Origin of the sequence: Pseudomonas resinovorans NBRC 106553 (assembly GCF_000412695.1) — a bacterium.
GTDB classification, from domain to species: domain Bacteria; phylum Pseudomonadota; class Gammaproteobacteria; order Pseudomonadales; family Pseudomonadaceae; genus Metapseudomonas; species Metapseudomonas resinovorans_A.
In genome coordinates, this window is the sequence record NC_021499.1 from 5,246,708 (window position 1) to 5,264,957 (window position 18,250).

An 18,250-nucleotide genomic window follows, 5' to 3' on the forward strand; every position below is an offset into this window, starting at 1 on the left:
CCCGGCGGAAAATGAAACCCGGGATGCTAACGCCCCACCTCCGACCACCTCATTAGGATAAGTCTGATTCCTGCCTGGAAAAGTCTCTTACTTCTGTCGGCCACGAAATGCCAGGTAGTGCTCCAGCACTTGCTCCGGCGCCTCGGTCTGCGGGTAGTGACCGATGCCTTCGAGCAGCACGGTGTCGGCATCCGGGACCAGCTCCCGGTAGCGCTCCACCATGTGCGCGCCGGAGATCGGGTCCACCGCGCCATCGATCACCCCCAGCGGCACCCCGCCCTTCTGCATGGCGGCCACCCAGCGGTCGCGTTGCTGGCGGCGTTCGGGGATGTAGTGGATCAACCGGTGCATCACCGCCGGGCCATTCTGCTCGGCGATCAGCCGCCAGAAGTCGTCCAGCTCCAAATCGCCGGGCTGGGTGTCAGGGCCGAACACCTGGGCGAAGCTGGCGGCCAGCTTGCGCCGCGAGAACAGCCGCCCCACCAGGCCGCCAACGGGGCTCAGCAACAGCTTCTGCACCAGTACCGGCCTGTGGGTCTCCGGGAACAGGCCACCGTTGAGGAACACGCAGCTGGCCAGTTTGAAGCGCCCTTCGTGGTGCCGCGCCAGGAGTTCCTGGGCGACGCTGTCGCCGTAGTCATGGGCCAGCACGTGCACCGGCCCCTCCACCCCCAGCGTGGCAAGCAGCGCCTGCTGCAGGTCGGCCTGTTCCAGCAGCCGGTAGTCATGGCCACGGGGCTTGTCGGAATAGCCGAAGCCGAGCATGTCGCAGGCGATGACCCGATAACGCCGGGACAGGGGTTCCCAGAGGTAGTGCCAATCCCAGGAAGCCGTCGGGAAGCCGTGGATCAGCAGCAGGGGCTCACCCTCCCCCGCCGTCCAGTAGCGGATGCGCCGGCCCTGGAAATCCATGCCGCGGCCCTGGGCGCGCCAGTCGCCCAGGGGGATGCCGGCCAGGGGCGTCACTGCGCGTAACCGGGGTTCTGCTGGTCGAGCTTGCGCAGCAGGGCCGGCCAGGGCAGCGAGCCGCCCATGCCCTGGGAGGTTTTCATCACCCCGGCGATCATGGCCCGGGCGCCGTCGAGGATCTGCTGCGGGATGTGGATAAGTTCGCCGCCACCGGCCTGGGCCATCACCTGGATCTCGCAGGCGCGCTGCAGGGTGAACATGCCGAGGAAGGCGTCGGCGATGCTGCTGAACGCGGTGAGCAGGCCATGGTTGGGCAGGATCATGAAGTTCGCTTCACCGAGGTCGGCCTGCAGGCGGGCCTTCTCCTCGTGGTGCAGCGCCACGCCCTCGTAGCCGTGGTAGGCCAGGCTGGCGAGCACGAACAGCGACTGCTGGGACAACGGCAGCAGGCCCTGCTTCTGCGCAGAGACGGCGATGCCGGCGGCGGTGTGCAGGTGCAGCACGCAGCCGACGTCCGGACGCGCTTCGTGCACCGCGCTGTGGATGGTGTAGCCGGCCGGGTTGATGTCGTAGGGGCTGTCCATCAGCTTGTTGCCGGCCAGGTCGATCTTCACCAGGCTGGAGGCGGTGATCTCGTGGAACATCAGGCCGAAGGGGTTGATCAGGAAGTCTTCGGTGCCGGGCACCTTGGCGGAGATGTGGGTGAAGATCAGGTCGTCCCAGCCGTGCATGGCGACGAGGCGATAGCAGGCGGCGAGGTCGACGCGGGCCTGCCATTCGGCGGCGGATACCTGGCCCTTGATATCGAGGGACGTAAGGGTGTGGGCGGCTGTCATGGCGAAACCTCGTTGTTGTTGTAGTCGCAGGGAGTCTAGCTATGAGCCGCCTCGACGAGAGTCGCCTTGGCAGCCAGCTTGATGACCTTTCGGGTCAGATCAGGGCGGACACCAGGGGCGCGGCGAAGAGGTTGAGCAACCCCATCAGCACCATGACCAGTCCGGCCACGGTGCCCTCGTCCCCGCCCACTTCCCGCGCCCGGCTGACGCCCGCGCCATGGGCGCCGACGCCGAACAGCGCGCCACGGGCCAGGGCGGTTTTCAGCGGCAGCCAGCGGATCAGCAGGCTGCCGGAAAGCGCGCCGAACACGCCGGTGAGCATGACGAACACCGCCGTCAGCTCGGGCACGCCGCCGAGGTCCCGGGCCAGCGGCATGGCGAAGGGCGTGGTGATGGAACGCGGCACCAGGGACAGGCTCACCTGCGACTCCAGCGCCAGGGCATTGGCCAGTTGCCAGGAACTGGCGATGGCCACCGCGCTGCCCGCCAGCATGCCCAGCAGCAGTGCCGGCCAGTGCCGGGCAAGCAGCGCGCGCTGCTGCCAGATGGGCACGGCGAAGGCCACAGTGGCCGGGCCCAGCAACAGCATCAGCCAGTGGGTGGCGCCGGCGTACTCGGCATAGGCGGTGTGCAGCGGCACGGCCACGGCCAGCAACAGCACCGGCACGAAGATCAGCGGCGACAGCAGATAGCGCCCGGTGCGCTGGTACATCCAGCGGCTGAACAGGTAACCGGCCAGCGTCAGCGCCAGCCAGAACCAGGACATGGGTTCAATGTTCATGGCGCATCCTCCAGCGGCAAACGGCTTCCACCGTCAGCGCCGTGGCCAACATCACCAGCAGGGTGCTCGCGCCTATCACCAGCAGGATGCGCCAGCCGTCCTGGCGCAGCAGGGCACCGTAGTCCAGCAGGCTCATCAGCGCCGGGATGAAGAACAGCAGCATCTCGGCCATCAGCAGGCCGGCGCCCAGTTGCAACGCCGCCGGTTTCACCCAGCCGGTGGCGAAAGCCGCCAACAGCAGGCCCAGACCGATCACACCGCCCGGAATCGGCACGCCGAACACCACCGCGAGCTTGCACCCCAGGACATAGAGGCCCAGGAGTACGACGAGCTCGACGGCGAGACGGCTGAAGTGGAGCAGGCGGGAACGGTGCATGGTGGTGACCCTCGGTACTGGCCGCCAGCTTAGGTCCGCACCTATCATCCCAAAAGCGAATTGTTAGACTAATCCCCATTCGAGATTGGAATAGCCATGGAATTCCGCCAGTTACGCAGCTTCGTCGAGGTGGTCCGCCAGGGCGGCTTCACCCAGGCCGGCAAGACCCTGCACGCCACGCAATCGACCATCAGCAAGCAGGTGGCCCAGCTCGAGCAACGCCTCGGCGTGCAACTGCTGGAACGCAGCGGCCCGCACTTGCGCCTGACCGATGCCGGCAGCGTGGTGTTGCGCCATGCCGAGGACCTGTTGCGCCAACGCCAGGACCTGCACAGCGAACTGGACGACCTCAGCCAGCTGCGCCGTGGCGAACTGCGCCTGGGGCTGCCCCTGCTGGGCGGCGAGGTGCTCTTCGCCGAGCTGTTCGCCGAGTACCGGCGGCGCTACCCGAACATCGTGGTGCATCTGTTCGAGGGTGGCAGCAAGCTGATGGAAGAAGCGCTGCTGCACGGCGAGCTGGAGCTGGCCGGCAGCCTCACCCCCAACGACCCGGCGCTGGAGTACCAGCCGTTCTGCAACGAGCCGCTGGATGTGCTGTTGCCTGAATCGCACCCGCTGTCCGAAGAAGAGTGCCTGGCGCTGGCCCAGTTGGCCGACTCGCCCTTCCTGCTCTACCAGCAGAGTTTCACCCTCAACGACCGCCTGCTGCTGGCTTGCCGCCAGGCCGGTTTCACCCCGCGCGAAGTAGGCCGCAGCGGCCAGGCGGACTTCCTCGCCGCGCTGGTGGCCGCCGGCCAGGGGGTGGTGCTGCTGCCACGGATAGTCGCCCGGCCCCTGCAGCGCCCCGGCCTGCGCCTGGTGCCCCTGCGTGAGCCCGACCTGCGCTGGGACATCGCCTTCGTCTGGCGACGCGACGCCTACCTGTCGCGGGCGGCCCAGGCCTGGCTGGAGCTGTTGCGGGAGTATTCGCCGCTGGAACAGAGCTGAATGGATCGGGGGGTTCCCGTAGGGGCGAATTCATTCGCCAAGCAGGCCGAAGGTCTGCCCATCGGCGCCGAAGGGGGCAGCTGCGCTGCCCTTGGCGAATGAATTCGCCCCCACAACAAACAGATCCCCTATAGCAACGCCAGGTCCAGCAACGGCCAGTCCCGCTGGGTCTCAGGATCGTCGGCCAGCAGGCGGAATCCGTTGAACTCGAACCCCGGCGCCACGCTGCAGCCCACCAGGCTGTAGGCGCCGAGAGCACGGGCGGCCTGCCAGGCGCGGGCCGGCACGACCCGCTGGGGCAGGCTGCCCTCGCCCACCGGGCCGAGGGTTTCCCGGCGCAGCGCCGTGGGGGATTCGGCCACCAGCAGTTCCAGCGGATCACCTTCGTAGAAGTGCCAGATCTCGTCGGCGTCCACCTGGTGCCAACGGCTCACGCCGCCCTCCGGCAGCAGGAAGAAGATCGCCGAGGACGCCGCGCGGCCGCCCGGCAGGCTGCAGTTGGACTGAAACACCCGGCGGTAGAAGCCGCCTTCCGGGTGCGGTGCCAGCTGCAGCTCGCGGATCAGGTACTCGGCGCGCGGGTGCATCAGGCTTTCAGCGCCGCGATGAGACTCTGCAGCCAGGGCTCGGCATCCACTTCCGGGGTGACCGTTTCGCTGGCATCCAGGCGCTGCATCTCAACCACTTCGCGCAGGCCGAGTTCGGCATAGAGCTCGCGGATCAGCTCGCCACCACCGCAATAGACGTCGTAGCTGGAATCACCCAGCGCCAGCACCGCGCCAGGGCGGCCGCGCCAGTTCGGCAGGCGGTCGCGCAGCTCGGAGTAAATCGGCAGCAGGTTGTCCGGCAGCTCGCCCATGCCGGTGGTGGCGGTCACGGTGAGCAGGGCCTCGGGGTCGAAGGCGAGCAGTTCGTCCAGGCTCACGCGCGGCAGGTAGTGGGCGTCCAGGCCGGCGGCCTTGAGCAGTTTTTCCGCATGGCGGGCGACTTCTTCGGCGGTGCCGTAGACCGAACCGGACAGGATGGCGACTTTCATTTCAGACTCCGAATCAGGGACCAAAGCCGTGCATTATGCCGTAACTGGCGGGGCCTGCAGGATGCCGTAGACTCTGCCCGTCCGGATCCGAGAGCCTCGAACATGATCAACGCCACGTTGCTACAACTGGTAATAGACGCGTCCAACGACGGCATCGTGGTTGCCGAACAGGAAGGCGACGACAACATCCTGATCTATGCCAACGCCGCCTTCGAGCAGCTCACCGGCTACCCGCGCGACGAGATCCTCTACCAGGACTGCCGCTTCCTCCAGGGCCAGGACCGCAACCAGCTGGGCCTGGCCGCCATCCGCCAGGCGATCCGCAACGGCCAGCCGTGCCGCCAGGTGCTACGCAACTACCGCAAGGATGGCAGTGCCTTCTGGAACGAGCTTTCCATTACCCCGGTGCACAACGAGGCCGACCAGCTCACCTACTTCATCGGGATCCAGAAGGACGTCACCGAACAGGTGGAGGCCCGCCAGCGGGTGCGTGAACTGGAAGCGGAAGTGGCCGCGCTCAAGGCCGAGCTGGCCGCTCTGAAGCACTGACAGAAAGCTGTAGGGTGCGCCGCGCGCACCAGGGGTCTCGCGCCTGGTGTGCTTCGCGAGCAGAGCTCGCTCCTACCACTGGGTTCAGGTATCCAGGTGCCCGGCGAGGAACTGCCGCAAGCGCCGCTGCATCAGCCGCCCCTCGCTGCCCAGGCAAGCCACGGGCGTACCCTCGAGTTCCTCGTCCATCAGGTCGGCGACCTCGCCGGCCAGGGCCAGCGGGCAGTCCAGCCCAAGGGCCAGGCGTGCGAGCTGCTGGCCCAGGTCATCGGCCGGCGGCTGGTTGGAGAACAGCACCAGAGCCTGGGGCCGCAGTTTGCCGCAGACCATCGCCAGCTCCGCCAGTGGCTGGCCCAGGCCGAGGACGCTGACGCTCAGTTCGCCGCCCCCCAGCAGCAAGCCCGCCACCAGCAGTTCCAGTTCGCGCCCCGGCCCCGGCAGCGGTGCCAGCAGCACCCGCTCCTGCCGGCCGCTGCGGGCCAGTTGCAGGCGCTGCAGGGCGCGGGCGCGCAGGAAGCTGTCGAAGAACACCCATTCGCTGCCGCGACCGAATTCGTCCTGGCGCAGCAGCAGCGTCTGCCAGACCGGCATCAGCACATCGGCGAACACCACGGGCAAGGGATAGGTGGAAAACACCTGGCCGTAGACGCGCTCCAGCTCGGCCTCATCCAGCGTGGCCACGGCCGCGCGCACCTGGGCACGCCATTCCCCCCACTCCCCCGCCGCCAGGTCTTCGCGGACCGACGCCAGGGGTGCCTTGACCGCACTGCTTCGGGCCAGCAGCTTGCCCACCTTGCTCACCGACACGCCGCGCTCGATCCAGGCGAGGATGCTGCGCACCGCGTCGACATCGGCGAGGGAATAGAGCCGATGACCGCTTTCGGTCCGCGTCGGCTGGATCAGCCCGTAGCGCCGTTCCCAGGCCCGCAGGGTGACTGGGTTGACGCCGGTCAGGCGTGAAACCTCCCGAATGGGGAAGACTTCTTCCTGTTTCAGGGCGGTCGAGGCGAGGGATGCACCGGGATCGGTCATGGAGGGACAATCATCAGGGGACGGATTCACGCAGTCTAACCCTTGTGGCGGGCTTGCCAATCCGGCTGCAGGCCAGAGCAGGCGCGGGCCGACCAACCGGTCATCCTTGGCGCTGGCGCTTTGTGGAATAAACGGAATAATCCTTGCCTCTTTTTCAACGTAGCCCACCACCCCGGCGCTGCGTCTTGTGGCCCCCGCCTACCCGGCCGGGGGCCTGGTTGCGAGGAGATACACGATGTCTGCCGATCCCGTCACCCTGATGGTGGCCCGCCGCGTTCCCCGCGAGCGCTACCACGACTTCATGGCCTGGCTGCGCGAAGGCGAGCAACTGGCCGCCGACTTTCCCGGCTACCTGGGTTCCGGGGTGCTGGCGCCGCCGCCGGACGACGACGAATTCCAGATGATCTTCCGTTTCGCCGACGAGCCGACCATGGCCGCCTGGGAGCACTCCGCCTCGCGCCGTGCCTGGCTGGAGCGCGGCGCCGGATTGTTCGAGCAGCCCCACGAGCATCGCGCCCTGGGTCTGGACGCCTGGTTCGGCAAGGCCGAGCAACGGCCGCCGCGCTGGAAGCAGAGCGTGGCCATCTGGCTGGCCTTCTTCCCGGTGTCCCTGGCCTTCAACCTGCTGTTCGGCGGCTGGCTGGGCGACCTGCCGCTGGCCTTGCGGATCTTCCTCAGCACCCTGGCCCTGACGCCGTTGATGACCTACTGGTTCATCCCCCTCTCCACCCACCTCCTGGCCCCCTGGTTGCAGCGCAATCCGGCGACCACGGCGCGTACCGGCACGGTGGCGCACTCGCGCTAGCGCCACGGCGTTCGACCGCGACGCGCCCGGCCGAACGCCCATCGGCCGGGCGGCTCCCTGCGTTTGTGCAGAACCAGCCCCTGGGGTAACGTGCATCAGATTCGTCCCGGCCACTGCCAGCCGGTCGTGTTCTCCTGCATGAGGCGTCAATGAGTCGTTCCGCCGCCCCCATCCTGATCACCGGCGCCAGCCAGCGCATCGGCCTCTACTGCGCCGAACGCCTGCTGGACGAAGGCCAGCCGGTGATCATCAGCTACCGCACCGAGCGCGACGGCGTGCACCGGCTTCGCGAGCGCGGCGCCCTGGCGCTGCAGGCGGACTTTTCAAACGAAGCCGGCATCCTCGCCTTCATCGAAGCCCTCAAGGGCCATACCGATTGCCTGCGCGCCATCGTGCACAACGCCTCGGACTGGCTGACCGAAGCCCCCGGCCAGGAGGCCGATGCCTTCCAGCGCATGTTCAGCGTGCACATGCTGGCGCCCTACCTGATCAACCTGCATTGCGAGGCACTGCTGCGCGAGAGCAGCCCGGCGGACATCGTCCACCTCAGCGACGACGTGGCACGCAAGGGCAGCGAGAAGCGCATCGCCTACTGCGCCAGCAAGGCCGGCCTGGACAACCTGACCCTGTCCTTCGCCGCGCGTTTCGCCCCGCACATCAAGGTCAACGGCATCGCCCCGGCGCTGGTGATGTTCAATGCCGACGACGATGAGAGCTACCGCAAGAAGACCCTGGCCAAATCGGCACTGGGCATCGAGCCCGGTCCGCAGGTGATCTACCAGGGCCTGCGCTACCTGTTGGACAACCCCTACGTCACCGGAACGACCCTCACCCTGAACGGCGGCCGCCACCTCAAGTGATGCGACCACAAGGACTGCCAGCATGAGCGACGACCTGCAGCGGCACTATCGGGATATCCTCCTCGGCCTCGGCGAAGACCCGGAGCGCGAGGGCCTGCGCGATACGCCCCTGCGTGCCGCCAAGGCCATGCGCTACCTCTGCCACGGCTACGAGCAGAGCCTGGAGGAGATCATCAACGGCGCCCTGTTCGCCTCCGACAACGACGAGATGGTGACGGTCAAGGACATCGAGCTGTATTCCCTGTGCGAGCATCACCTCTTGCCCTTCATCGGCAAGGCCCATGTGGCGTACATTCCCACCGGCAAGGTGCTGGGGCTGTCGAAGGTCGCCCGGATTGTCGACATGTTCGCGCGGCGGCTGCAGATCCAGGAGACCCTCACCCGCCAGATCGCCGAGGCGGTGCAACGGGTGACCGATGCCGCTGGCGTGGCGGTGGTGATCGAAGCCCAGCACATGTGCATGATGATGCGCGGCGTGGAAAAGCAGAACTCGGTGATGAACACCTCGGTGATGCTCGGGGCCTTCAGGGAGTCCCAGAACACCCGCCACGAATTCCTGAAACTGATCAAGCGGAGCAACTAGAGAATGCCGCGACTGGAGCCCGGAATGGCGCGAATCCGCGTCAAGGACCTGCGCCTGCGCACTTTCATCGGTATCAAGGAGGAGGAAATCCTCAACAAGCAGGATGTGTTGATCAACCTCACCATCCTCTACCCGGCCGCCGAGGCGGTGCAGGGCAACGATATCGATCAGGCGCTGAACTATCGCACCATCACCAAGGCGATCATCCGCCACGTCGAAGAGAACCGCTTTGCCCTGCTGGAGCGCCTGACCCAGGAAATCCTCGACCTGGTCATGGCCAACCCCAGCGTGCGCTATGCCGAGGTGGAGGTGGACAAACCCCATGCGTTGCGTTTTGCCGAGTCGGTGTCCATCACCCTGGCCGGCCATCGCTGAAACGGCTCACGAACAATTCCTCCCGCAAGCCCCAGGAGAATCCTGCCATGACCGAGCAAGAACGCCTCGAACTCGAGGCCGCCGCCTTCCGCCGTCTGGTGCAACACCTGCGCAGCCGACCCGATGTGCAGAACATCGACCTGATGAACCTCGCCGGTTTCTGCCGCAATTGCCTGTCCAAGTGGTACAAGGCCGCCGCCGATGACCTGGGCGTGGACGTGACCCCGGACCAGGCCCGCGAAGAGGTCTACGGCATGCCTTATGCCGACTGGAAAGCCAAGTACCAGAAAGAAGCCAGCGCCGATCAACAAGCGGCCTTCAACAAAGCGAACAAAGAATGAGCAACCTGAACGACTTCCTCGCCCGCCTGCACAGCGGCCAGCACCTTTTCGCCGACACCCTGGCCTTCATCGCCGATGGCTATGACTACCAGCAGAGCGCCTTCAGCAACGGCCCGGTGGAAAACGCCGCCGGGCAGAACGAAGGTTCCTGCAAGACCCTCGGCCTTGCCCTGCTGGAAGGCTTCAGCCTGGAAGACACCCTGCTGGCCTTCGGCGAGCACTACCGCGCCGTACTGGCCACGCCGCAGGGCAGCGACCACGGCAACATCCGCGCCCTGATGAACACCGGCCTGGCCGGCGTGCGTTTCGAGCGCCAGTCGCTGCAACGCAAGGCCTGATCCCGCCCCACCGCCCCATCCGGGGCGGTTTTCCGAGGTTTTGGCTGCCGCATTCTGTCAGCAATGACTGACAGAAATTTCACACACAAACGCGTAATCTTCTCATTTGCGGCCTGACCGGCCGTGGATGACGCCGGTTCTGATCGCGTGTGGCGCCCGCCCACATTCCCCCCACCGGAGCGCATGGATGCAGCAGACACTCGTGTGGAAGCCATTGACCACACCCGGCGTGGAAAGCCTGCGCCTGTCGATGGATGAACAAGGTATCCAGGCCAGCAGCCACCTGATCCAGAATCGCAATGGCCAGAGCATCGCCGCCACCTATGTGCTGGACAGCGACCCGCGCTGGCGCTTTCGCCACCTCTGGCTGAAGGTGGAACAGCAGGGCCCGCGCAGCCTGCGCCTGGACCGCGATATCCGTGGCCGCTGGTTGCTGAACGGCGAACACCGCCGCGACCTCGACCAGTGCCAGTTGGTGATGCTCGAAGCCACCCCCTTCACCCATACCCCGGCGCTGCAGCGCTGCGGCCTGGAAACCGGGCAGAGCGCCCTGCTGCAGGTCGCCCATATCGACCTGCCGAGCCTGCGGGTGGAAGCCCGCCAGTTGCGCTACCAGTGCCTGCGCCAGCAGCCGCAGCAGAGCCTGTACCGCCTGGAGGTCGAGGGCCGCAAGCCCATCGAACTGACGGTGGATCGGCAATCGCTGCTGCTCGAAGCCAGGGGCCTGTACCAGCGCATGAGTGCACGGACCCTGTCGCTGAATACCTGGGTCTGAGGCCAGCGCCCCCTACGACATGCCCGAAGCGACGGCGCGCGACCTTTCGTGAGCTGGCGATAGCCATAATCCCTGGCCGCATGGGTATCGCTCCGCTCAACCCATCCTACGTTGCTCGGCAAAGAGTTGAACCGCCAGAGGTAAAGCTTGCTGAACCCCACAAGAAAAAGCCCCGCATCAGCGGGGCTTCTCCTCATCAGGCTGTTCTCATTGCGCGTCGAGGTAACGCTCGACATCCAGGGCCGCCATGCAGCCGGCGCCGGCGGAGGTGATGGCCTGGCGGTAGACATGGTCGGCCACGTCGCCAGCGGCGAACACGCCGGGGATGTTGGTGGCGGTGGCATTGCCGTCACGGCTGCCATTGACCACCAGGTAGCCGTCCTTGAGCGCCAGCTGACCCTCGAAGAGCGAGGTATTCGGCGTGTGGCCGATGGCGACGAACAGGCCGTCCACCTTCAGCTCGTCGCTGGTGCCGTCGTTGCGTTTCAGACGCACGCCGGTCACGCCCATCTGGTCACCCAGGACTTCATCCACCTCGGCATTCAAGCGCAGCTCGATCTTGCCTTCGGCGATTCGTGCCTTCAGCTTGTCCTGGAGAATCTTCTCGGCGCGGAAGGTCTCGCGACGGTGCACCAGGGTCACCTTGCTGGCGATATTGGCCAGGTACAGCGCCTCTTCCACGGCGGTATTGCCGCCGCCCACCACCGCCACTTCGCGGTTGCGGTAGAAGAAGCCGTCGCAGGTGGCGCAGGCGGACACGCCCTTGCCCATGAACGCTTCCTCGGACGGCAGCCCCAGGTAACGGGCACTGGCGCCGGTGGCGATGATCAGTGCGTCGCAGCTGTAAGTGCCGCTATCGCCCACCAGGGTGAAGGGCTTGCCGGCCAGGTCGACCGCGTTGATGTGGTCGAAGACGATCTCGGTTTCGAAGCGCTCGGCATGCTCCTGCATGCGCTGCATCAGCGCCGGGCCGGTAAGGCCGTGGGGGTCGCCGGGCCAGTTGTCGACTTCGGTGGTGGTGGTCAGTTGCCCGCCCGCCTGCATGCCGGTGATCAGCAGCGGCTTGAGGTTGGCGCGGGCGGCGTAGACCGCCGCGGAGTAACCGGCGGGGCCGGAGCCGAGGATGATGACCCGCGAATGACGTGCTTCGGACATGGCTGACTCCTGCCCACTGGGCAATAAAAAGGGGCCACTGCGGCACTTGGGGAAGGCTTGGATGCAGTGGCCCCGTTGAATCGGGTCTGGCCGATGCCGACTGGCCAGGAATGCTCGCAAGACTACTGAGCGCCTGGTCATAGCGGAAATACCCCCTCTCAATCCCGCCCATAGAAGGCACCTATCGCCAGGACGGGAATCGAATTTGTTCCTAGCCTTTTCCAGGCTTTCCACTTTGTCGGCAAAGCCGATAAGGTCGGCACGTTTTCAACCTTGGGGACCACCATGCCTGCACCTACGCTATCCGGGCCGCAATACCTCGGCGAAGGACTGAAACTCATCCTGAGCCCCGGACTGCGCCTGTTCGTCCTGCTGCCACTGACCGTCAACCTGCTGCTGTTCGCCGCCCTGATCGGCTTCGCGGTGCAGGAATTCAGTGGTTGGGTCGACACCTTCATGCCCAGTCTTCCCACCTGGCTGAGCTTCCTCGAATACCTGCTCTGGCCGCTCTTCGTGGTGCTGGTGCTGGTGCTGGTGTTCTTCAGCTTCACCATGCTGGCCAACATCATCGCCGCGCCCTTCAACGGCTTCCTCGCCGAGAAGGTGGAAGTGGTGGTGCGCGGCCAGGACGACTTCCCGGCCTTCAGCTGGGCCGAGCTGATGGCGATGATCCCGCGCACCGTCGGCCGCGAGCTGCGCAAGCTGGCCTACTTCCTGCCGCGCGCGGCGATCCTGCTGATCCTCTCCTTCATTCCCGTGGTCAACCTGGTGGCCGCGCCGCTGTGGATCCTCTTCGGCATCTGGATGATGGCGGTGCAGTACATCGACTACCCGGCGGACAACCACAAGCTGGGCTGGAACGAGATGCTCGCCTGGCTGCGGGAGAAGCGCTGGCAGAGCCTGGGCTTTGGTGGCACCACTTACCTCGCGCTGATGATTCCCTTCGTGAACATCGTGATGATGCCCGCCGCCGTGGCCGGCGCGACGCTGTTCTGGGTGCGCGAGCAGGGCGAACTGGCCCTGCAGAAGCAGGCCGGTCAAGCCGTGCGTTGATCGACAGGCCCCGGTCATGCCGGGGCCTGTCGCGTCCAGGGCCTGGATCAAGCCTGGGCGTGCGTCACTGAAACGTCCTGATGCAGCCGCTCAATCACGGGTGGCGAGCTGCTGCGGCACCAGCATGCCGCCCTTCATGACAACGGGCCGTTTCTCCAGCAGGCTGATGTCGGCAAGCGGATCGCCATCGACAGCGATCATGTCGGCGTAGCGGCCCGGCGCGATGGCGCCGACGTCCCGCTCCCACCCCATGAGTTCGGCGGCAACGCTGGTGGCCGACTGGATCGCCTGCATGGGGGTCATGCCGTAACGCACCATGTAGGCGAACTGCCGGGCCTGGCCGCCATGGGGATGGACGCCCGCATCCGTGCCGAAGGCCAGCTTCACCCCGGCCTTCACCGCCTTGCGGAAGGCCACGCGCTGGGCCTCGGTGGTTTCAAGGTTCTTGCGCAGGTAGTCGGCCGGCCAGTTCTCCTTGCGGCCGATCTCGTCGATGTAGTCGCCGTGGTAGATATCCATCACCAGGTAGGTGCCCTGTTCCTTCGCCAGGCGGATGCCCTCGTCGTCCAGCAGGGAAGCGTGCTCGATGGAGCGGACGCCCCCGCGAATCGCCACCTTGGAACCTTCGGCGCCATGGGCGTGGGCCGTCACGTAGCTGCCGTGCAGCTTGGCCTCCTCGACCACGGCGCGGATTTCCTCCTCGGTCATTTCCAGCTGTCCCGGCTCGGTACCCAGCGTCAACACCGCCCCGGTGGCCATGATCTTGATGCTGTCCACGCCGTTCTGGAACAGGTAGCGCGTCTTCAGCTTGGCATCGACGGCGTCCCGGTAGACGCCGACCCGCATGTCCTCGGGGACCTGGAAGCCCGGTGCAAAGCCGGTGACCTCGCCGCCGCCACCGGCCACGGTGATGAAGGCCCCCACCGCATTGATGCGCGGTCCCAGTACCTGGCCGGCGTTGATCGCATCCCGCAGCGCGACGTCGGTAAATGCACGGAAGGTGCCCAGGTCGTGCACCGAGGTGAAGCCAGCGCGCAGGGTGCGATAGGCGTTGTGCGCCCCCACGAGTGCCACCGCCTGCGGGGAATGCAGCAGCGGCTCGGCGACGTTGTTGGTCTGCTCCAGGTCGGCGATGTGGGTATGCATGTCGATCAGGCCGGGCAGTACCGTCTTGTCCGACCAGTCGATCACCTCGCTACCAACCGGCGGCGCGCTCCAGGGCTCGACGGCGACGATGCGCTGGCCGTCCACCTGTATGCGCTGGTTTTCCAGCACCCTGCCGCGCTCCACATCCAGCAAGCGGCCTGCATGCACATAGAGCACGTCGGCGAAGGCGACAAGCGGCCCGGTGGAAAGTACGACAAGGAGGACAATGTGCAAGATTGGAACTGGCTTCATGGTGTACCTCTTCACGTCCATGGATTGAACTGATGTTTTTGTTATTCAACCAACCGCGCTTCGAGCATCCATAACTACCAGCCGCACAATGCAGCCGGGACAGTCAGGACAGACATTCAGAGAAACCACGAAGCGCATCAGGATGTGCTGCAAGTAGCTACCTCAGGCCCTTCAACACCAAGGATGCAGCTAGATAACCAGTAACAGAAGGAGAATGGAAAGAACACCAGAAAGATGTAGAGAGTTATTCAAATAAGTAACAACCAGGGAACAATTTAAATCTACCAAGAACAACAAAACGCAGAGGGAATATTCAAGTTTAAATACTGAAAATTCCCACAAGCTTACAGCCAACATGAGACTTGAAAGGTGCACGATTAATATAATCCCCATCCACCTTTAATTCGTATTTCACGGAATCACGCCCTCGGCGCATGACACCCTTCCGGGGGTCATGCGCCTGCACATTGCCCTCAGGAATCGCGTTCCGGCGTGCAGGACAGCCGGGCATCAGTGCTCCGCCCGATGGGCCGGCTGTCGACCAGCATCAGCGCACTGCTGCCGGGCCCGAGCCGCAGCGTCCGGCCCAGTGGGCGCATGGCGTCGGCCACGCCCGGTTCGACCCGGCACTGGACGGCCTGCCCGCTGCGATTGGTGAGTTTCAGGATCTGGCTGGCGCCCCGGCTGACGGCCGAAGCGTCGAGTGCGTGAATGGGCGGTAAGCTCAGTGCCACATCGATGGCGAGGCCGTTCAGGTCGGTCTCCATGCTTGGGTCGGCGAGGGTAGTCAGCGGCAGGCACAGCGCGATGCCGCCGACCAGGAGCAGGTTATTCATCTCGAACCTCCAGGAGATTCAGAGTGGACCTCTGCGTCGCGCAGAGGCGGGCCGCTAGCCGCACAGGGCAACCCCTGGTGGCTGGATCGATCCGCGTCCGGACTGGAGCCGGTGCGGATGCCTTGCCCATCAGGCCGGGAAGGGTGGGGTAACTACCGGGTCATCCGCTGGCCTGTACGTTGTCGCGATGAATCACTCCGCCCTGCCGGCATGAGCAACATGCCCCGTCAATTCTAGGGAGTCGTACGGAGGCGTGCCGGTCCGGGCGACAGCCGTACCTCCCCGCCCTCACGAGGCGGTGTCACCTAGCTGTCATCGAACGATCATGCGCGCTACATCGCTGGTCCCGACACTGCCTTCATGACCATGACACCCCTGTACATCTCGCTGATCAGCGAAACCTTCCTGCCCGAAGTCAACGGCGTGGCCAACACCCTCGGCCGCCTCTGCGACGGCCTGCGCGCCGCCGGCCACAGGTTGCAACTGGTGCGCCCGCGCCAGTCCTGCGACCAGGGCCGTGGCAGCGACGAGGAGCTGTTGCTGATCCGCGGCTGGCCGCTGCCGGGCTACCCGGGCCTGCAGTGGGGCCAGTCCTGCCTGCACAAACTGTTGCGCCGCTGGCGCCAGCGCAAGCCGGACGTGCTCTACATCGCCACCGAAGGCCCATTGGGCTTTTCCGCCCTGCGCGCCGCGCGCCGCCTGGGAATTCCGGTGGTGAGTGGCTTCCACACCAACTTCCAGCAGTACACCGGGCACTATGGCGCGGGCCTGCTGACCCGGCTGCTGACCAACTACCTGCGCTGGTTCCACAACGCCACGCGACTGACCCTGGTGCCCAGTGTCAGCCAGTTGCAGGACCTGACCCGGCGCGGCTTCGAGCGCCTGCAGCTGCTCTCCCGGGGAGTCGACGGCCAACTGTTCAACCCCGCCCGGCGCTGCCCGGAACTGCGCGCGCAATGGGGGCTCGGCGAAGAAGACGTGGCAGTGATCCATGTCGGCCGCCTGGCTGCGGAGAAGAACCTCGGCCTGCTCGGCGAGACTTTCCAGCGCCTGCAACAGAGTTATCCACAGCAGCGGCTGAAGCTGCTGGTAGTGGGCGATGGCCCTCTGCGCCAGCCCCTCCAGCGCGCGCTTCCGGATGCGATCTTCTGCGGCGTGCAGCGCGGCGAGGAACTGGCCAGGCACTACGCCTCGGGCGACCTGTTCCTCTTCCCCAGCCTGTCGGAAACCTTCGGCAACGTGGTTCTCGAGGCCCTGGCCTCGGGGTTGGCGGTGGTGGCCTTCGACCAGGCCGCCGCGGCCCAGCACATCCGCCACGGCCACAACGGCGCCCTGGCCCTGCCCGACGAGCCCTCCAGCTTCGTCGAGGCCGCCAGTTGGCTGCTGGAAGACCCGGAACGCCTGCGCCGTGTGCGCCTCAACGCCCGTACCCATGCCGGCCGACAGGGTTGGGAGGCCATCGTCCAGCAGTTCGAGCAGTACCTGGCCCATGCCCGGCGTCCGGAGTTGGACGGTAGTGTGCCGCGAGCTTGCGACACCCATAGGCCCTGACCGCATGGGTATCGCTCCGCTCAACCCATCCTACGGCTGCGGTCAGGTCCAACACGTAGACGACTCCGCACTAGCATCCCCTTCCCTCTCCCCCTCCCCTCTCCCGGAGGGAGAGGGGTGACTCACGCCTGTTGCCCATACCTGGCTGAAACGAAACAGCGAAGATGACGCCACGCAAAGCGCCCCGTCAGGAGGCCGAGTGGAATCCTTGCGAAACGGAGCGCAGCGAAGTAACAGCCGCAGGCTGGCCCGAAGGGCGAGCGCAGCGAGTCAGGGGGACGAGCGGCATGGATGCCGCGAGAGCCGCGCAGGGCCATGGATGGCCCTTCGCGGCGGCCCCCGGAGCAAGGATGGAAGGAGGGAAGTTCGGCGAAGCCGAACCCGGATGTCGGGGCAAGCCCTTTGCTTCCTTTGGGTGGTGCGGCATTCCGACGACTGCCAAAGGGAGTCGCCCGGGAGGGCGAAACAGAAACCCACAGCCCACTCGGCAACGAGCTGGACACAAAGAACCAAAAAGAAAGCCCCGCATAAGCGGGGCTTCTTCTAGTTCACAGGCTGCAGCCTTACACCAGGCTACCCAGCGCATCCCGACTGAACGGCAGAATGTCCTGCATCCGCCCTTCACGCACCTTCACCGCCCAATCCGGGTCCACCAGCAGGGCACGCCCTACGGCCACCAGGTCGAACTCTTCCTTGTTCAGGCGCTCCAGCAGGCCTTCGATATTGGCCGGCTGGGCAACCTTGTCGGTCTTGACCATGAATTGCAGGAACTCGCCATCCAGGCCCACGCTGCCCACGGTGATGGTCGGCTTGCCGGTGAGCTGGCGGGTCCAGCCGGCCAGGTTGAGGTCGGAACCTTCGAACTCCGGCTCCCAGAAGCGGCGGGTGGAGCAGTGGAAGATATCCACACCGGCGTCAGCCAGCGGCTTGAGAAAATCACCCAGGGCTTCGGCGGTGGTCACCAGGCGCGCGGTGTAGTCCTGCTGCTTCCACTGGGAGAAGCGGAAGATGATCGGGAAATCCGGGCCGACGGCGGCACGGATGGCCTGGATCACTTCGATGGCGAAGCGCGAACGGTTGGCCAGGCTGCCACCGTATTCGTCGGTGCGCTGGTTGCTGCCGTCCCAGAAGAACTGGTCGATCAGGTAGCCGTGGGCACCGTGGATCTCAACGCCGTCCATGCCGATGGCCTGGGCGTCGCGGGCGGCCTGGGCGTAGGCGGCGACCACCTCGCGGATGTCATCCTGGGTCATGCCATGGATCACCACCTGGCCGTCCTTGACCTTCTCGCTCGGCCCAAAGCCGGGAACGCTGGCGTCCGGCTCGGTACCCAGGCGGCGCACGTTACCCACGTGCCAGAGCTGCGGAACGATACGGCCGCCCTCGGCGTGCACCGCGTCCACCACGTCCTTCCAGCCGGCCAGGGCGTCTTCGCCGAAGAAGCGCGGCACATGGGGATAGCCGTTGGAGGCCTTGTGGCCGATGGTGGTGCCCTCGGTGATGATCAGGCCGACGCCGGCGGCGGCGCGGCGGCGGTAATACTCCACCACCTTGGCGTTGGGCACGCCGCCCGGGGAGAAGGAACGGGTCATGGGCGCCATCACCACGCGGGTGGGCAGTTCCAGGCCGCCGAGGCGGAAGGGTTCGAAGAGGGCTTTTACGGGAGCGGTCATG

General features: G+C 65.9%; 22 protein-coding genes. 11 read left to right on the forward strand and 11 right to left on the reverse strand.

What is annotated here, in order from left to right:
- Positions 1–87: 87 nt before the first annotated feature.
- The 4 genes from PCA10_RS23610 to PCA10_RS23625 form a co-directional block, all read right to left on the reverse strand.
- Entirely contained in the window at positions 88–912 is an 825-nt protein-coding gene (locus tag PCA10_RS23610) for an alpha/beta fold hydrolase (protein ID WP_051148092.1), read from the reverse strand.
- Between the two features lie 50 nt (positions 913–962).
- A complete protein-coding gene (locus PCA10_RS23615) occupies positions 963–1,745 on the reverse strand; it encodes a class II aldolase/adducin family protein (RefSeq protein WP_016494612.1) in 783 nt (260 codons plus the stop codon).
- Positions 1,746–1,839: 94 nt separating this feature from the next.
- Complete coding sequence (locus PCA10_RS23620) at positions 1,840–2,526, reverse strand: LrgB family protein (protein WP_016494613.1); 687 nt, start codon at positions 2,524–2,526, stop codon at positions 1,840–1,842.
- Positions 2,516–2,902, reverse strand: a complete 387-nt coding sequence (locus PCA10_RS23625) for a CidA/LrgA family protein (protein WP_016494614.1) — start codon at positions 2,900–2,902, stop codon at positions 2,516–2,518. The genes PCA10_RS23620 and PCA10_RS23625 overlap by 11 nt, the downstream gene beginning before the upstream one ends.
- A 96-nt stretch (positions 2,903–2,998) precedes the next feature.
- Here PCA10_RS23625 and PCA10_RS23630 point away from each other — a divergent pair, with 96 nt between their 5' ends.
- On the forward strand, positions 2,999–3,889 hold the full coding sequence (locus tag PCA10_RS23630) for a LysR family transcriptional regulator (protein WP_016494615.1): 891 nt from the start codon (positions 2,999–3,001) through the stop codon (positions 3,887–3,889).
- 128 nt (positions 3,890–4,017) lie between these two features.
- On the opposite strand, the gene PCA10_RS23635 is transcribed toward PCA10_RS23630, so the two are convergent.
- Positions 4,018–4,476 (reverse strand): cupin domain-containing protein, encoded by a 459-nt coding sequence (locus PCA10_RS23635; protein ID WP_016494616.1) that lies wholly within the window; start codon positions 4,474–4,476, stop codon positions 4,018–4,020.
- Positions 4,476–4,925: a flavodoxin gene (locus PCA10_RS23640; protein WP_016494617.1), complete on the reverse strand. Its 450-nt coding sequence runs from the start codon at positions 4,923–4,925 to the stop codon at positions 4,476–4,478. The genes PCA10_RS23635 and PCA10_RS23640 overlap by 1 nt, the downstream gene beginning before the upstream one ends.
- A gap of 102 nt (positions 4,926–5,027) precedes the next feature.
- Between PCA10_RS23640 and PCA10_RS23645 the strand changes: the two genes are divergently transcribed.
- Positions 5,028–5,474 (forward strand): PAS sensor domain-containing protein, encoded by a 447-nt coding sequence (locus PCA10_RS23645; RefSeq protein ID WP_016494618.1) that lies wholly within the window; start codon positions 5,028–5,030, stop codon positions 5,472–5,474.
- An 84-nt stretch (positions 5,475–5,558) separates the two neighbouring features.
- On the opposite strand, the gene PCA10_RS23650 is transcribed toward PCA10_RS23645, so the two are convergent.
- Positions 5,559–6,506 (reverse strand): MerR family transcriptional regulator, encoded by a 948-nt coding sequence (locus PCA10_RS23650; protein ID WP_016494619.1) that lies wholly within the window; start codon positions 6,504–6,506, stop codon positions 5,559–5,561.
- A gap of 235 nt (positions 6,507–6,741) precedes the next feature.
- Here PCA10_RS23650 and PCA10_RS23655 point away from each other — a divergent pair, with 235 nt between their 5' ends.
- The 7 genes from PCA10_RS23655 to PCA10_RS23685 all read left to right on the forward strand — a co-directional run bounded on the left by PCA10_RS23655 (position 6,742) and on the right by PCA10_RS23685 (position 10,583).
- Positions 6,742–7,311: an antibiotic biosynthesis monooxygenase gene (locus PCA10_RS23655; RefSeq protein WP_016494620.1), complete on the forward strand. Its 570-nt coding sequence runs from the start codon at positions 6,742–6,744 to the stop codon at positions 7,309–7,311.
- Between the two features lie 149 nt (positions 7,312–7,460).
- On the forward strand, positions 7,461–8,171 hold the full coding sequence (gene folM, locus PCA10_RS23660) for a dihydromonapterin reductase (RefSeq protein ID WP_016494621.1): 711 nt from the start codon (positions 7,461–7,463) through the stop codon (positions 8,169–8,171).
- A gap of 22 nt (positions 8,172–8,193) precedes the next feature.
- Positions 8,194–8,754, forward strand: a complete 561-nt coding sequence (gene folE, locus PCA10_RS23665; protein ID WP_016494622.1) for a GTP cyclohydrolase I FolE — start codon at positions 8,194–8,196, stop codon at positions 8,752–8,754.
- Positions 8,755–8,757: 3 nt separating this feature from the next.
- Positions 8,758–9,129, forward strand: a complete 372-nt coding sequence (folX, locus tag PCA10_RS23670) for a dihydroneopterin triphosphate 2'-epimerase (protein WP_041770423.1) — start codon at positions 8,758–8,760, stop codon at positions 9,127–9,129.
- 47 nt (positions 9,130–9,176) lie between these two features.
- Positions 9,177–9,470: a DUF1244 domain-containing protein gene (locus PCA10_RS23675; RefSeq protein ID WP_016494624.1), complete on the forward strand. Its 294-nt coding sequence runs from the start codon at positions 9,177–9,179 to the stop codon at positions 9,468–9,470.
- Positions 9,467–9,808 carry a HopJ type III effector protein gene (locus PCA10_RS23680; protein ID WP_016494625.1) on the forward strand — a complete coding sequence of 114 codons (342 nt, stop codon included), beginning with the start codon at positions 9,467–9,469 and terminating at the stop codon, positions 9,806–9,808. Before PCA10_RS23675 ends, PCA10_RS23680 begins: the two co-directional genes overlap by 4 nt.
- 187 nt (positions 9,809–9,995) lie before the next feature.
- The gene (locus PCA10_RS23685) at positions 9,996–10,583 is read left to right on the forward strand and encodes a putative glycolipid-binding domain-containing protein (protein WP_016494626.1); all 588 of its coding nucleotides are present in this window, start codon (positions 9,996–9,998) and stop codon (positions 10,581–10,583) included.
- A 207-nt stretch (positions 10,584–10,790) separates the two neighbouring features.
- Here the strand turns inward: PCA10_RS23685 and trxB are convergent, their stop codons facing one another.
- Positions 10,791–11,738, reverse strand: coding sequence for a thioredoxin-disulfide reductase (gene trxB, locus PCA10_RS23690; protein ID WP_016494627.1), 948 nt, complete (start codon positions 11,736–11,738; stop codon positions 10,791–10,793).
- A 285-nt stretch (positions 11,739–12,023) separates the two neighbouring features.
- Here trxB and cysZ point away from each other — a divergent pair, with 285 nt between their 5' ends.
- Positions 12,024–12,791 (forward strand): sulfate transporter CysZ, encoded by a 768-nt coding sequence (gene cysZ, locus PCA10_RS23695; protein WP_016494628.1) that lies wholly within the window; start codon positions 12,024–12,026, stop codon positions 12,789–12,791.
- Between the two features lie 90 nt (positions 12,792–12,881).
- Here cysZ and PCA10_RS23700 read toward each other — a convergent pair whose 3' ends face one another.
- A complete protein-coding gene (locus PCA10_RS23700) occupies positions 12,882–14,189 on the reverse strand; it encodes a Xaa-Pro dipeptidase (RefSeq protein ID WP_041770424.1) in 1,308 nt (435 codons plus the stop codon).
- A 473-nt stretch (positions 14,190–14,662) separates the two neighbouring features.
- Positions 14,663–15,025, reverse strand: coding sequence for a hypothetical protein (locus tag PCA10_RS23705; RefSeq protein ID WP_016494630.1), 363 nt, complete (start codon positions 15,023–15,025; stop codon positions 14,663–14,665).
- 366 nt (positions 15,026–15,391) lie between these two features.
- On the opposite strand from PCA10_RS23705, the gene PCA10_RS23710 reads away from it, so the two are divergent.
- The gene (locus tag PCA10_RS23710) at positions 15,392–16,576 is read left to right on the forward strand and encodes a glycosyltransferase family 4 protein (RefSeq protein ID WP_081664066.1); all 1,185 of its coding nucleotides are present in this window, start codon (positions 15,392–15,394) and stop codon (positions 16,574–16,576) included.
- Positions 16,577–17,139: 563 nt separating this feature from the next.
- Here the strand turns inward: PCA10_RS23710 and PCA10_RS23715 are convergent.
- Complete coding sequence (locus tag PCA10_RS23715; protein ID WP_016494632.1) at positions 17,140–18,249, reverse strand: NADH:flavin oxidoreductase; 1,110 nt, start codon at positions 18,247–18,249, stop codon at positions 17,140–17,142.
- Position 18,250 lies beyond the last annotated feature (1 nt).